Source organism: Roseivivax sp. THAF197b, assembly GCF_009363255.1.
Taxonomy (GTDB): Bacteria; Pseudomonadota; Alphaproteobacteria; order Rhodobacterales; family Rhodobacteraceae; genus Roseivivax.
On the sequence record NZ_CP045318.1, the window covers coordinates 2047883 to 2061361 of the forward strand.

A 13479-nucleotide genomic window follows, 5' to 3' on the forward strand; every position below is an offset into this window, starting at 1 on the left:
GAATCCTTGGCCGGGATTTTTGCCAGCTATGCCACCTTGTGCCGGGCGCGCTCCTTGACCCAGATCAAACCGGGGGGCGCATGCGCAAATGTCGCACCCTTCCGGGGCGTTTCCTGTCAGCGCGAGGCACCCTGCCCCGCAAGACCCGCGAGGTGCTCCATGCGGGCGCGAAACTCGGTCTCGACATCATGGCCGCGGGCAAAGTCATGCGCGTTCTTCGAGGCCTGGATCAGGCCCTCGCGGTCAGCATCGAATGCGGCCACTTCGGCGGCCAGCGCAGACACATCGCCCAGCGCAGAGGCGCGGCCCGCGCGCGACGCCTTTGCCAGCGCCGCCCACATGCCATTGGCATAGCCCGCCACGGCAAGACCGCAGCCCATGTTTTCGAGATAGGTGCAGGACGGGTCGGATTGCCGGTGGCAACAAAGGTAGATATCCGCGTTCCGGCGCAGCCACGGCACGAGCTCAGTCGCGAAATCGACCGGATCATGCAGGGTGACATGATCCTCCAGACCGCCCTGCGCGATCTGATCGGCAATCCGGCCCCGCAAGCTGCCCGCTCCGAATATATCGAGCGTGAACGGAATGTTGCGCGCAAGAAGCGCGGTCGCAACCGGGGCCAGGTCCTGCGCGCCCTTCATCGGCTCCAACCGTCCGGAATAGACCAGGCGCAGGGGCGCGCCCGACATCAGGCGCGCGTGACGGGCGGATTGATCCTCGGGACTGGCGAAGAGATCGGCAGTCATGCGATTGTCGAGATAGAGAAGCGCCTGCGGATCGAACCTGCGACAGAGCGCATGGGCCGGATAGCCATTGGCTTGCAGCGCGGCAGCCCCCGACAGGAGCGCGCGCCGCTTGCGATCACGCCACGCGATGCGCAGGGCTGAGAGGGCCCGCCGCGGGGAACTTTTCGTGGTATCGAGGGCCGCGATGCGCAGGCGGGTTTCCAACGTGTATTCAAGCGACGCCACGAGCGGGATACCACATGATGCGGCCACCGCCTCCACTCCGAAATTCCGGTCATCGTCAGCGCTGCACAACAGAAGATCGGCGCCATCGACATCCCGGGCGGTGACGGGCGCATGGGCGGCGATGATCCGCAGATCGTAGGGTTCCGAGGCCGGGTCGATCTCCATCGCGCCGAAGGGGATATTCCCCGCCCCTTCGCGCAGCAGGACCGCGACCGAGCCGGGCCAGGACGCGACGTGATGGCGCATGCCTTCCACGAATTTTCGATCAAGCGTGATGCCGCGACTGCCCCGGATCACCGGGGCCGGTGCGATCATCAGAAGGCGGGGCGCGGTCATGGATCAACGAGGCGTGTGAAAGAGCATTGCCCGACACTTGCACGGGATATCCCCCGAGGCCAGACGTCCGGGTCTTCCGAGGCGCGACGGGCCGCAGGAAGGCGCCGATTGCGCGGAAGATGCGCGATCCAGATCGCGCCCGCCCGCCCAGCAGACACGAAAAAGGGGAGGCCCCGGCCAGAGCCTCCCCCCACCCCGACAACTCCACCTTCCCTGCTGGAGCCATCGAGACCCGAACCCGGCCGCCCTTCACGACCGGATCCGGGTGTTCCCTTGTCGGCGCTACTCGGCGGGCATCTCCGCCTCACCGCCGCCGAGCTGGTGCACATAGGCCGAAACCGCGCGCACCTCGTCTTCCGTCAGGAATGCGCCCCAGGCGGGCATGACCCCGAAGCGGGCATTGACGATGGTGTAGGTCAGGTCCGCCTCGCTGCTGCCGTAGAGCCAGATCGCGTCTGTCAGGTTGGGCGCGCCCAGGTCATGGTTGCCCTTGCCGTCCTCACCGTGACAGGCCGCGCAATTGTTGGCCCAGAGTTCCCCCGCCGGGCCCGCCATGGGATCGGCCCCGTCATCGAGGGTCGCCACATGAGCCACGATCAGGTCGATCTCCTCGTCCGAGAAGATGTCGCCATAGGCGGGCATCTGGCTGTAGCGCGCATCGGGGTCGTCCTCGTTGCGGATGCCGTGGCGGACCGTATAGGCGATCTCCTCGATCTGGCCGCCCCAGAGCCAGGCGTCATCCAGAAGGTTGGGATAGCCCTTGCCGCCCGCCGCGCCCTGCCCGTGGCATTGCGAGCAATTGGTGCGGAAGACCGCAGCCCCGTGCTGGACCGCGTAGTTCTGCAAGGCCGGATCCTCGGACACGGCGGCAAGCTCGGTCTCGATCAACTGGGCGCGCAGACCGGCATTGGCGGCCTCGGCTTCGGAGATCTGTTGGGCCACCTCGCCCCGCGTGGACCAGCCCAGGATGCCCGCAGACGCGGACGAGACCAATGGCCATGCGGGATAGAGGATCGTGTAGATCACACCCCAGACGATGGTGGCGTAGAAGGTCCAGAGCCACCAGCGCGGCAGCGGCGTGTTCAGTTCTTCGATGCCGTCCCAGCTATGGCCCGTGGTTTCGGTGCCGGTGACATCGTCGTGTTTCTTCTCGGTCATTTTGTCTCTCCGATCTCGCTGTCGGACTGTGGCCCGTCCGGGGCCGCGTCATTGCGGAACACGGTGCGCGCCGCATCGTCGTGCAGCGGGCGGGAGCCGGGCCGGAAGGCCCAGCCGATCACGCCGAGAAACACCGAGAACAGCGCCAGCAGCACCCAGCTGTCTGCGAGTTGGCGCAGGAAGGTATAGGTCTCCATCTCGCCCTCCCTTACCGGGTCGAATCGGCGGTGAAGGTCGAGAAATCGACCAACGTGCCGAGCATCTGCAGATAGGCGATCATCGCATCCATCTCGGTCAGCTCGGGCTGACCGTCGAAGTTGCGCACCTGCGCGCCGGGATAGCGCTCCAGCAGGCCGTCATAATCGCCGAAGGGATCGACCTGCACGCGGAAGTCGGTGACCGCCGCGTCGATCATGTCGTCCGTGTAGGGCACGCCGACCATCCGGTGTGTGACCATCAGATCGCGGATGTACTCCGGCTCGATGGGCGTGCGGGCGAGATAATCGTATTTCGGCATGACACTCTCGGGCACCACGGATTGCGGATTGGCGAAGTGATCCACATGCCAGGCATCCGAGTAGCGCCCGCCCACGCGGGCCAGATCCGGCCCGGTCCGCTTGGAGCCCCATTGGAACGGATGGTCGTACATCGATTCCGCCGCGAGGCTGTAATGGCCGTAGCGTTCCACTTCGTCGCGCATGGGCCGGACCATCTGGGAATGGCAGACATAGCAACCCTCCCGGATGTAGATGTCCCGGCCCGTCAGCTCGAGCGGCGAGTATGGGCGCATGCCCTCCACTTCCTCAATCGTGTTCTCGAGCCAGAAGAGCGGCGCGATCTCGACGATGCCGCCGATGGTGACCACGACGAAGGAGCCGACCAGCAGGAGCGTGGCGTTCTTCTCCAGGACCGCGTGGCGGTCGAGGATGGTCTTCTTCTTTTTGGGTGTCTGTTCGCTCATGATCCTTACTCCGCAGGCATGGCTTGGGTCTGCGCCCGGCCCGCTTCGGGCACGGCACGGACCGTCATGAAGAGGTTCCAGCACATGATCAGGGCACCGAGGAGGAACAGAAGCCCGCCCGTCATCCGCACCACATACATCGGGAACTTGGCCGAGACGGTGTCTGCGAAGGAATTCACGAGGAAGCCTTGCGCGTCGACTTCACGCCACATCAGGCCTTCCATGATCCCGGTCACCCACATCGAGGCGGCGTAGAGCACGATGCCGATCGTCGCCAACCAGAAGTGCCAGTTCACGGCGCGCAGCGAATAGAGGCTCGCACGGTTCCAGAGCTTCGGCGTCAGGTAGTAGAGGCAGCCGAAGGTGATGAGCCCGTTCCAGCCAAGTGCGCCGGAATGCACGTGACCGATGGTCCAGTCGGTGTAGTGGCTCAGCGAGTTCACTGCGCGGATCGACATCATCGGGCCCTCGAAAGTCGACATGCCGTAGAAGGCAAGGCTCGCCACGAACATCCGGATGATCGGGTCGGTGCGGATCTTGTCCCAGGCGCCTTCCAGCGTCATCAGGCCGTTGATCATGCCGCCCCAGCTGGGCATCCACAGGATGATCGAGAACACCATGCCGAGCGTCGAGGCCCAATCGGGCAGCGCGGTGTAGTGCAGGTGGTGCGGACCGGCCCAGATATAAAGGAAGATCAGCGCCCAGAAGTGGATGATCGACAGCTTGTAGCTGTAGACCGGACGGCCCGCCTGCTTCGGCACGAAGTAGTACATCATGCCGAGGAAGCCCGCGGTCAGGAAGAAGCCCACGGCGTTATGGCCGTACCACCATTGCGTCATCGCATCCTGCACGCCCGAGAAGACCTGCACGGATTTCGAGCCCCAGATCGAGACCGGAATCGACAGGTTGTTGACCACATGCAGCATCGCGACGGTCACGATGAAGGCGAGGAAGAACCAGTTGGCCACGTAGATATGCGGCTCTTTGCGCTTGAAGATCGTGCCGAGGAAGACGGCGAGATAGGACACCCAGACGATCGTCAGCCAGATATCGACATACCATTCCGGCTCGGCATATTCCTTCGACTGGGTCGCGCCCAGAAGATAGCCGGTGGCCGCCAGCACGATGAAGAGCTGATAGCCCCAGAAGACGAACCACGCGAGATTCCCGCCCCAGAGCCGCGCCGCGGAGGTCCGCTGCACCACGTAAAGCGACGTGGCGATCAAGGCGTTACCGCCGAAGGCAAAGATTACCGCCGAGGTGTGCAGCGGGCGCAGACGACCGAAATTGGCATAGCCTTCGGACCAGTCGAAATTGAGACCGGGCCAGGCCAGCTGGGCTGCGATGAACACGCCCACGAGAAAACCCGCAATGCCCCAGAAGGCGGTGGCGATGACCCCTGCGCGGATCGGGCCGTCCATATAGGCACCCTGGTCCGGCAGCAGCCGGGGTTCGTCCACATTGCGCAATTCCCAAAGAAAAAGACCGCCCGCAACGACCATGATGATGGCCGCATGGACGGTATAAGCGAGGTCGCGGCCCCAATTCGCGGCCATCGCCGCGACCAGTGCCACAAGGCCCAGAAGGGCAAGCCTTGCATAAACCATGTCATTCGTTCCCTTGACGTTTCTTTGGCCAAACCGGTTTGCGGGCTTGGCCTGTGCGTCCGGGGGTGCCACGGAACGACGCGCGCCCGCTTTGACATGGATCAACATTGCCCTTTGGTCGGAGAAGATGCGACGCTTTGGCTCGGGCAGCCTGTACCTGCGGCCCTGTGCCGGTCTAGGCTTGGGACTGATCTGCCGTGAGAGGGGGCGCACCACGATGGACCTTACCGACATCAGGGACGCGCTCGTCGTCCGAAATGCCGACCTGTCGGGTTCGCGCTTTCAGGATGTGAACCTGTCGCGAACGACGTTTCGGAATGCCGATTTGTCCATGGGGATCATATCGGATGCGCGGCTCAGGGGCGTGCGCATCGAGAATGCAGATCTTACGGATCTGACGTTGTGCGATTGCCGTCTGGCGGGTGCCACGATCGACGGTGTTCCGGTGGAGGCGATGATTGCCGCGTACCGGACGCTCAACCCCGAGACGGATTGAGCGCGGGCATCTGCCGGATCAGGCGATCATGCCGCCATCATCGTCTTCGCCCGCCTCCATCACCAGACGCTCGAAATCTGGAATTCTCAGTTCGCGATTCGACACCATCTCGAACAGCCCTTCCTTGCGCAGAGCGGTGAACTGGCGGCTCGTCGTCTCGATGGTCAGGCCAAGGTAATCCGCAAGTCCTTCGCGCGACAGCGGCAGATGCAGTGTCAGGGATTTTTCAGGTGTACCCTTGCCTTCGCGCGATGCCGCACGGCGGGCAAGGTTCACGAGCAGCGACAGCACCTTTTCGCGTGCGGTCATCCGGCCCAGCACGACAGCCCATTCCCGCGACGCGTCAAGCTCGTCGAGCGCCATGGTCATCAGCCGGGTCGCTATATGCGGCGTGTCGCGAACAAGTTTTTCGAACGTGCGCCGCTCGAACCGGCACAGGGTGATCTCGCTGACCGCCTCGACGTCATAGGGCGAGGTCGCGCGCCCGGGCCTGCCGATGAAATCCGACGGCAAGAGAAGCCCCACGGTCTGCCTGCGGCCATCTTCCAGCGTGCGGGACATGGTCGCGCAGCCGGTCACGATGGAGGACAGGAAATCCAGCGATTGCCCCGCCTCGGCAAGACGGCTGCCGGGGGCCAGTGTGACGTAGGATTTCGCCTGTTCGAGAATCGCCAATTCGTCCGCATCGCATTCGGCGCAGACGGCGTTGTGGCGGATCGGGCAATTTCCACAGGCGATGACGGGCTTGAGCTGTACCATGCGAAAACGCTATCAAGAGCGTTGATCTGCATCAATGCAAGATGCGAGCGGCGCGGCGCAAATCCGGATCATGACACAGGATTATCTCCACGCCGCGCTTCTCGAAGCGAAAGTGCCCCGCTACACGTCCTATCCGCCTGCGACGCGGTTTTCGGATGCCATCGGCCCCGCCCGCCACGGCGGATGGCTTGCAACCCTGCCCGCGGATGAGGCGATATCGCTATACGCGCATGTGCCGTTCTGTCGCAGGCTCTGCTGGTTCTGCGCCTGCCGGACGCAGGGCACCACCAATGCCGCACCGCTGGCGCGTTTCCTCGACACGTTGGAGGCTGAGGCGCGCTTGGTCGCGAGGACGATCGGGCGGAGGCAAAAAGTGGCCTCGCTGCATCTGGGCGGCGGCACGCCCACCCTCCTGAGCGCCGGGCAGATGGCGCGGTTGAACGGCATCCTGCGCCAGAGTTTCGATCTGGATGGCTGCAAAGACATCTCCGTCGAGATTGATCCGTGCGAGCTTGATGATGCGCGGCTGGACGCGCTTTCCGCGCTCGGGCTCAGCCGGGCCTCCATCGGCGTGCAGGATTTCGACCCGCTGGTTCAGGACGCCATCGGCCGCCATCAAAGCGCGGAGATCACCGCGGACGCGGTCGCGGGCCTGCGGTCGCGCGGCGTGAGATCCGTAAATTTCGATCTCCTCTACGGGCTGCCGCATCAGACCAAGGCGCGCCTTGCGGCCACACTCGACGCGGTGATCGGCCACCGCCCCGACCGAATCGCACTTTACGGCTATGCGCATGTGCCCTGGATGGCCAAGCGGCAGAGATTGATCCCGGAAGACGCCCTGCCCGATCCTGAAGCGCGCATTGCGCTCGCTGATCTGGCCCGCGCACAGCTTGTCGCGGCTGGCTACCTGCCCATCGGTATCGACCATTACGCCCTGCCCGGAGACGAAATGGCAGCGGCGGCCCGAACCGGAGCGCTGCGTCGGAATTTTCAAGGCTACACGACCGACCGGGCCGAGACGCTGGTCGCACTTGGTCCATCCGCGATTTCGCGCTTCCGGGAAGGCTATGGGCAGAACGCATCCGCGACACGCGATTGGACAGTTTCGGTTGAAAACGGGTGTTTGCCGACATCGCGCGGCTACGCGCTGTCGGCCGAGGATTGCCTCGCCGCCGACGCCATTGAGCGAGTGATGTGCGACGGCATCCTCGATTTTGCAGCACTTGCGCAGCGGCATAAGCTGCCCGCCGATCATCTGATTGATCGAGCCGCAGCCGCTCTTTCGGACCTGCCCGGAATGGGCGGGATCGCAGACGGAATTCTGTCGCTGACCGACATGCGCTACGCCCGTCTGATGGCCGCACGCATCGACCCCGGCATGGCCGAGGATGTCGGCCGTTTCAGCATGGCAAGCTAGCGGGTTATGCAGCCTTCTTCTTGCGGCAGAGTTTCGATCATGGACCGGCGACCTCGGTCCATCCTTGATGGTTAAGGTTTCAAAACAGATCGACACTGCCCTCCTCTACGCAGGTTTTCGGGACGCGCCCCTGGAGTTTCTCGGACAAGGCACCCAGCTTCACCGCATCCGTTGCGTCTTGCAGATCAAGCGCCACCCCGGCGGGTGCGGCCTGCGCAACCCGGCGCAGGAAGGCCTGCAATTCGCCCAGCGTTTGCGTGATCCTGTCCAGATACTGGAGTTCGACCGTGGACACGTTTCCATCCTCGCCCCGGGCCTCATTCAGCATCTTGTCCATGCACGCCTCGACCAGCTGGCTTTGCGTCTCGAGCCCTGCCAGCTCATCCGCCAATCTCTGGAACAATAGATTCAGGTCAACTGGACCTGTTGCGTCCAGATCGATTTTTTCCGCGGCCTTGCTCAAGCGTGGATCCAGACCATCGCCCATCAAAGCGGCCCGACAACCGATTGGAGACACGTCTTCATCTGAGCTGTGTCGAACGGCTTTTGCAGAACATTGTTCAATCCGAGCTTTCGCCCCTGGGTCACGATTTCATCATCGAGGCGCCCTGAAATCAGGACAAAGCCGATCCGCGCGGTCTTTTCCGAGCTGCGCAGCGCATGCAGCAATTGCAGGCCGTTCACGTCCGGCATGTTGTAATCCGAGATCACGAGGTGCCGCGGCTGCGCACTCAGCTTGGCAAGCGCGGCCCGGCCATCGGCGCAGAAATCCACGTTCTTGATGCCGATCTCATCGAGCGCCATCAGGATCAGACCGCGACTGGTGCTCATATCGTCGACCACGAGAACGCTCAATTTATCACGTAATGCCATCGGTCACATCCCTGACAGGTTCGGGCTCCGCTGAGATGCGGGGCGACGGAAGGAGGTCTTGTCGAAGAGTTCAAGTCGGCTTTCAAAGCCCGGGCCCAGACGTTCTGAATGTCCAAGAAACAGATACCCGTCCGGGTCGAGAACGGCTTCGAGACCCTGCCAAAGATTGGCTTGGGTTTTTTCATCCATGTAGATCGCGACGTTACGGCAGAAGATCGCGTCGAACGGGCCACTGACAGGCCAGGGTTCGACAAAGTTCAGATACCGAAACGTCACCAGGGCGCGCAATTCGTTCCGGATCGAGACCTGGTCCGTCCCGTCGCTGGCCGGGGCGAACATCGTCGCCGTCATGTCAGGCGGAACGGCTGCAGCAGAGCGCGCAGCGTAAATTCCCTTTTCCGCGGCGGCAAGCACACCGCGATCGATATCGGTGGCCAGGATGCGCAGGTCATACTGGGCCGCGTCAGGGAAGGCCTTCAGCGTCAATGCAGCAAGGCACCATGCTTCTTCACCGGACGCGCATCCGGCAGACCAGATGCGAACACGGCCTCCGGCCCTTGCCCTCTTGGCAAGCCGCGGCAAAAGATCGTTCGAAAAGATCTTGAAGTGTCCAGGTTCCCGAAAGAAGCGCGTGGTATTGGTGGTCAGCGCAAGGACCATCTCATAACGCTCGGATCGGGCGGTTGGGTTTGAAACCAAGGCACTGTATTCACGGAAGGACTGCAGCCCGAGCTTTCGAAGTCTTTTGGCAAGCCGAGACACGACGAGCGATCCATTGGCTTCCTCCAGGCGAATGCCGGAGATTTCGTGCAGCACACCGGCAATGCGCGCGAAGGTGTCCGCATCGAGATCCGTTGAGATGTCTTGGCTCAATTCAGACATTCGGCTTCCGCTGGAACAAGCGTCCCATCATCGAGGTCTTGACCGGGCAAGGCCGCAGCGACATCTAGAATGCGCAACAAACGCGATTTCGACGTAATGACGCCTGATAGGAACGAGGCGTTCATGTCGTTCAGGGTCGGCACGGATTGCACCTCGCCCGCGCCGACGCTGAGGATATCCGATACGGCCGACACCAAGAAACCGGTCAACCGCGTGCCATCAACGACAATGATGATGACATGTCGCGGTCCGGGCTCCGTGGGCGGCAGCCCAAGGCGCGCAGCAAGATCGATGATCGGGACCACGGCGCCCCGCAAATTGATAACGCCAAGGACGTAGCGCGGCGCGTATGGAAGCACTGTTGCTTCGGACCATCCCCGAATCTCGCGGACGAGCATGATGTCCATGCTGAAGTCCTGTTCCCCGATCCGGAATGTTACCAGTTCACGGTGATCCAATGGCATATCGGCGGACGCATGATCGTGCTGTTCAATCGGATTAAGCTCCGGCATGTTGGGCCTCCACATTTTTCGCCGTGGCTGAAAGAAGCGCAGTCGGAAGCCTGTCGGCTTCGGTCGCCGTGCGGATCGCCTCTTCCGGGTCGATGATGAGTGCGATGCGCCCGTCACCAAGGATCGTCGCAGCGGCGACGCCCGGAACGCGGCCATAATTCTCTTCCAGGCTCTTGATGACGACCTGGCGTTGATCGCGGATTTCATCGACCGACAATGCCCAATGCCGCCCCTGCTCGGTCTCGACAAGAAGCAGAACGCGGTCTTCTTCGGCCTTTCGGGCGCGGTTGTAGCCGAAGACCAGGCCCAGATCGACGATTGGAACAAGCCGATCGCGTACCCGCACGACTTCGGCGCCCTCTGTCAGAGGTTCAATCTCATCAGGGCGGGGACGAAGTGTCTCGACGACGGCGTTGATTGGAATGACCATCGTCTGCCCGACGACCTTAACAACCATTCCCTCGAGAACCGCCAGCGTGAGCGGAAGTGAAATTGAAATCGTGGTGCCCCGACCTGGCGTGGACGATATATTTATGCGACCACCGAGCTTCTGGATCGCGCTGCGCACCACATCCATCCCAACCCCTCGGCCAGACAGATCCGTGACGGCTTCTGCCGTTGAAAAGCCAGGTTGGAAAAGTAGTCGATCAATCTCTTCATCGGGCAGCAGAGCATCGGCAGCGACCAGCCCCTTTTCCTTCGCGATCGCCAAGACCTTTGGCCGGTTGATCCCACCACCGTCGTCAGTGACCTCGATGAGTACCCGACCAGACCGGTGGTCAGCGCTGATCGACACCACGCCTTCCGGCTGTTTTCCAGCCTCCGCCCGTGCCTCTGGATGCTCCAGCCCGTGGTCAACAGCATTTCGAAGGATGTGCGTCAAAGGATCAATGAGCCGTTCAATGACGGTGGTATCAACTTCCGTCGCCTCTCCGGAGGTCTCAAAGTGTACAGGCTTTCCGGCAACGGATGATGCCTCCCGAACGATTCTTGCCATACGTTGAAACAAGGGTTTCACCGATTGCGCGCGAATAGCCATAACCCCTTCCTGAATTTGACGAGCCAAATTCTTAAACTCGTCAAGTCCAGCTGTCAGGTGCGGTTGCCCGGAAAGCCCGGCGTCTGCGATGCTTTGGCTTAGGAAAGATTGATTGATTACTAACTCCCCAACGATATTGATGAGATCGTCAACCAACCCCAAGTCTACGCGAACAGTGGATTTCCGGTTTTTTTCCGCTTTAACCCTTTGCCCGCTTGCAGACATCTGAGACTTGCTCGGCTGAATTTCTTTTCCCAGACCATCTTCTTTATAATTGTTATCTTTAGCAGTATCTAACGAGGTCTCCAACCCCAAAGCAATTGAAATATTATCTGGGGCAGCATCGCTAATTGCTAAACCTGTATTTGTCTGGTCACTCAACGTCGATTGATTCTCGAAATCATTTACGTAAGAAATTGAACTACCAATTCTCCGCACCTTCAAATCAGCCAACGACTCGACGAACTCGAATATCTCACGAATATCTTCTTCGTCACACTTTGCCAACAGCGTCAAACACCACTTCAGATGACATTGTGTCGGATCCGCGTCATTGGGGAACTCTGAAATATCCGTTGTGACATTGAGTACCCCAAGCTCCGACAACTCCCGAAACAGGTGCACTGGGTCATGCCCATTATCGAAAAGCGTTGTGGTTGCTGCAAAGTGAATTTTGAATTCATCTACTGCAGTATCGGTTTCGGAAGCACCGATCGCAGAAGCATCCGTGAGGTGATCGCTTGTGGTTAACATAACAGGCTCAAAACCTGTCTCACCCGAAATAGCTTCAAGAGCAATTGGCGTTGCTCCAAAAAGCGCAGGATCATTTGTTTTATCTACTACTTCTTCAAGCTGACCTCCAATCAATGCACTTAATGCATGGGCGACGTCGGCGTGACGAGCAGCATCGATTTCGCCGCCATCCCTCGCGGCCGATACCAATTCAGCGAGCACATCACCGGACTGACGTAACACACGCCAATCATCCTTGGTGGGTGTAAGCCGACCTGCCCGCATCGCATCGAGCACTGTCTCGAATTCATGCGCAAAACGAACCAGGTCCTCCAACGCAAAAGAAGCAGCCCCGCCCTTGATTGAATGGACCGCTCTGAATACAGCGTTCACTTCTTCCAGGTCAAGCTCGCTACCTTCGGCCGCTTCCGACAAATTATCAAATCCGTCATCCAAGGCTTCGAGCAAATCTGCGCATTCAAGGAAGAAGGTCCAGCGCAATTCATCAAGACTACTCATTGCGGCTGAACCGATGCAATTCGGCGAATAGCTGAAATGAGCTTACCGTCATCGAACGGCTTTACAATCCAACCAGTAGCGCCTGACTTACGCGCTCGGTTCTTAAGTTCATCACCACTCTCGGTTGTAAGCACAAGTATTGGAACACGCGGGTGATCGTGACCCTGACGAATACCGTCGATCACACCAAAGCCATCTAATCTGGGCATATTTATATCCGTGATGACAACATCCGGCTTGATCTTTGCCACTTCCTCAAGACCTGCAATTCCATCTTCAGCCAAGGTTACATCAAACCCAACCTGACCCAAGCTATGGCGAAGCATTTCGCGAATGGTTCGGGAGTCGTCGATCGCAAGGATTTTGATCGTCATTCCATTTCCCCGTTCTCAAGGTCAGTTTCTGGCTCGATAAGCATAGAGAGACCAAGCAATCGCAAATCGTCTCTCATAGCTTCTGAAGCCAAGATCTTAATTTTTTGACTATTGCTGTTGGCATATTTATACGCTCCAACCAGCGCTTGCGCGCAGAGCGTTCCCAGACTTTGGACGCGTCGCCCATCAATCAAAAGGTCACCCGTTCTGGCGCGCTTTAGTCGTTGTGACAGCCCTTCTGCCATAGAGGTGTCGAGTTTTTTGGGCAGATCTATTACCTCTGACATGGCATCTCCTAGAATAAGGTTACATCGGTCGGCGGAATTTTGGGCCGCCTAGACACGGTCAAATCCGGATCCGCACTGTTCTCAACGTGCAAAAGACTGGCACGTCCCGTGCTGGGACAATATCGAACTCGACGGGCAATGCGTCCGCCGACATCCTCGGCAACGATGTTTATCTTTTCGGTCTTCAAGAAATCGCGCGCAAAAGAGATGTTGGCAGCACCGATCTGGCCCATAGTCGTGGTCATCGCCGCGCCGCCAAAAACCTTGGCTTGGAGGCGTCGCTTGTCCCCTCCAAGCTTTAGAAGACCATTGATGAGGACCTCCATCGCGTAGAGCCCGTAGCGCTCTGCTCCGACTGACGAAGAGCCACCATCGGCGACAAGGAAGTGATTCATGCCACCGACTTTCGCGACGGGGTCGTGCAAGCAGGTGGCAATGCAGGAGCCCAGAAGTGTTGTGAGGAGCACATCACTCTCTCCCGTGACGCGATGCTCGCCCTGGACGACAAGCACGCTGCGCATTTCTCCGACTGCGAGGCGATCAAGGGCACTCATCG

Annotated in this window: 16 protein-coding genes; 2 read left to right on the forward strand and 14 right to left on the reverse strand. The window is 60.3% G+C overall.

Features of this window, described 5'->3' with window-relative positions; all coding sequences use genetic code 11:
• Positions 1–116: 116 nt before the first annotated feature.
• The 5 genes from FIV09_RS10095 to ccoN all read right to left on the reverse strand — a co-directional run bounded on the left by FIV09_RS10095 (position 117) and on the right by ccoN (position 5033).
• A complete protein-coding gene (locus tag FIV09_RS10095) occupies positions 117–1307 on the reverse strand; it encodes a glycosyltransferase (protein ID WP_152449824.1) in 1191 nt (396 codons plus the stop codon).
• 282 nt (positions 1308–1589) lie between these two features.
• Positions 1590–2465 (reverse strand): cytochrome-c oxidase, cbb3-type subunit III, encoded by an 876-nt coding sequence (gene ccoP / locus FIV09_RS10105; RefSeq protein ID WP_152449825.1) that lies wholly within the window; start codon positions 2463–2465, stop codon positions 1590–1592.
• A complete protein-coding gene (locus tag FIV09_RS10110; protein WP_152449826.1) occupies positions 2462–2662 on the reverse strand; it encodes a cbb3-type cytochrome c oxidase subunit 3 in 201 nt (66 codons plus the stop codon). Before FIV09_RS10110 ends, ccoP begins: the two co-directional genes overlap by 4 nt.
• 11 nt (positions 2663–2673) lie before the next feature.
• The gene (gene ccoO, locus FIV09_RS10115; RefSeq protein ID WP_152449827.1) at positions 2674–3426 is read right to left on the reverse strand and encodes a cytochrome-c oxidase, cbb3-type subunit II; all 753 of its coding nucleotides are present in this window, start codon (positions 3424–3426) and stop codon (positions 2674–2676) included.
• Between the two features lie 5 nt (positions 3427–3431).
• The gene (ccoN, locus tag FIV09_RS10120) at positions 3432–5033 is read right to left on the reverse strand and encodes a cytochrome-c oxidase, cbb3-type subunit I (RefSeq protein ID WP_152449828.1); all 1602 of its coding nucleotides are present in this window, start codon (positions 5031–5033) and stop codon (positions 3432–3434) included.
• Positions 5034–5250: 217 nt separating this feature from the next.
• On the opposite strand from ccoN, the gene FIV09_RS10125 reads away from it, so the two are divergent.
• A complete protein-coding gene (locus tag FIV09_RS10125; RefSeq protein WP_172976566.1) occupies positions 5251–5529 on the forward strand; it encodes a pentapeptide repeat-containing protein in 279 nt (92 codons plus the stop codon).
• Between the two features lie 18 nt (positions 5530–5547).
• Here the strand turns inward: FIV09_RS10125 and fnrL are convergent, their stop codons facing one another.
• On the reverse strand, positions 5548–6288 hold the full coding sequence (fnrL, locus tag FIV09_RS10130; RefSeq protein ID WP_152449830.1) for a transcriptional regulator FnrL: 741 nt from the start codon (positions 6286–6288) through the stop codon (positions 5548–5550).
• Between the two features lie 70 nt (positions 6289–6358).
• Here fnrL and hemN point away from each other — a divergent pair, with 70 nt between their 5' ends.
• Positions 6359–7705 (forward strand): oxygen-independent coproporphyrinogen III oxidase, encoded by a 1347-nt coding sequence (gene hemN / locus FIV09_RS10135; protein ID WP_172975682.1) that lies wholly within the window; start codon positions 6359–6361, stop codon positions 7703–7705.
• Between the two features lie 79 nt (positions 7706–7784).
• Here hemN and FIV09_RS10140 read toward each other — a convergent pair whose 3' ends face one another.
• Genes FIV09_RS10140 through FIV09_RS10175 form a run of 8 tightly spaced genes read right to left on the reverse strand, consistent with a single transcriptional unit; the run spans position 7785 to position 13477 of the window.
• Complete coding sequence (locus FIV09_RS10140) at positions 7785–8168, reverse strand: hypothetical protein (protein WP_152449832.1); 384 nt, start codon at positions 8166–8168, stop codon at positions 7785–7787.
• 23 nt (positions 8169–8191) lie between these two features.
• Positions 8192–8578: a response regulator gene (locus FIV09_RS10145; RefSeq protein ID WP_152449833.1), complete on the reverse strand. Its 387-nt coding sequence runs from the start codon at positions 8576–8578 to the stop codon at positions 8192–8194.
• A 3-nt stretch (positions 8579–8581) separates the two neighbouring features.
• Positions 8582–9460 carry a protein-glutamate O-methyltransferase CheR gene (locus FIV09_RS10150; RefSeq protein WP_152449834.1) on the reverse strand — a complete coding sequence of 293 codons (879 nt, stop codon included), beginning with the start codon at positions 9458–9460 and terminating at the stop codon, positions 8582–8584.
• Entirely contained in the window at positions 9448–9972 is a 525-nt protein-coding gene (locus tag FIV09_RS10155; protein WP_371417696.1) for a chemotaxis protein CheW, read from the reverse strand. The genes FIV09_RS10150 and FIV09_RS10155 overlap by 13 nt, the downstream gene beginning before the upstream one ends.
• Positions 9959–12262 (reverse strand): chemotaxis protein CheA, encoded by a 2304-nt coding sequence (locus FIV09_RS10160; RefSeq protein ID WP_254702196.1) that lies wholly within the window; start codon positions 12260–12262, stop codon positions 9959–9961. Before FIV09_RS10160 ends, FIV09_RS10155 begins: the two co-directional genes overlap by 14 nt.
• Complete coding sequence (locus FIV09_RS10165; protein WP_152449835.1) at positions 12259–12636, reverse strand: response regulator; 378 nt, start codon at positions 12634–12636, stop codon at positions 12259–12261. The genes FIV09_RS10160 and FIV09_RS10165 overlap by 4 nt, the downstream gene beginning before the upstream one ends.
• Positions 12633–12923, reverse strand: a complete 291-nt coding sequence (locus FIV09_RS10170; RefSeq protein ID WP_152449836.1) for an STAS domain-containing protein — start codon at positions 12921–12923, stop codon at positions 12633–12635. The genes FIV09_RS10165 and FIV09_RS10170 overlap by 4 nt, the downstream gene beginning before the upstream one ends.
• 8 nt (positions 12924–12931) lie before the next feature.
• Complete coding sequence (locus tag FIV09_RS10175; protein WP_172975683.1) at positions 12932–13477, reverse strand: chemotaxis protein CheD; 546 nt, start codon at positions 13475–13477, stop codon at positions 12932–12934.
• Positions 13478–13479 lie beyond the last annotated feature (2 nt).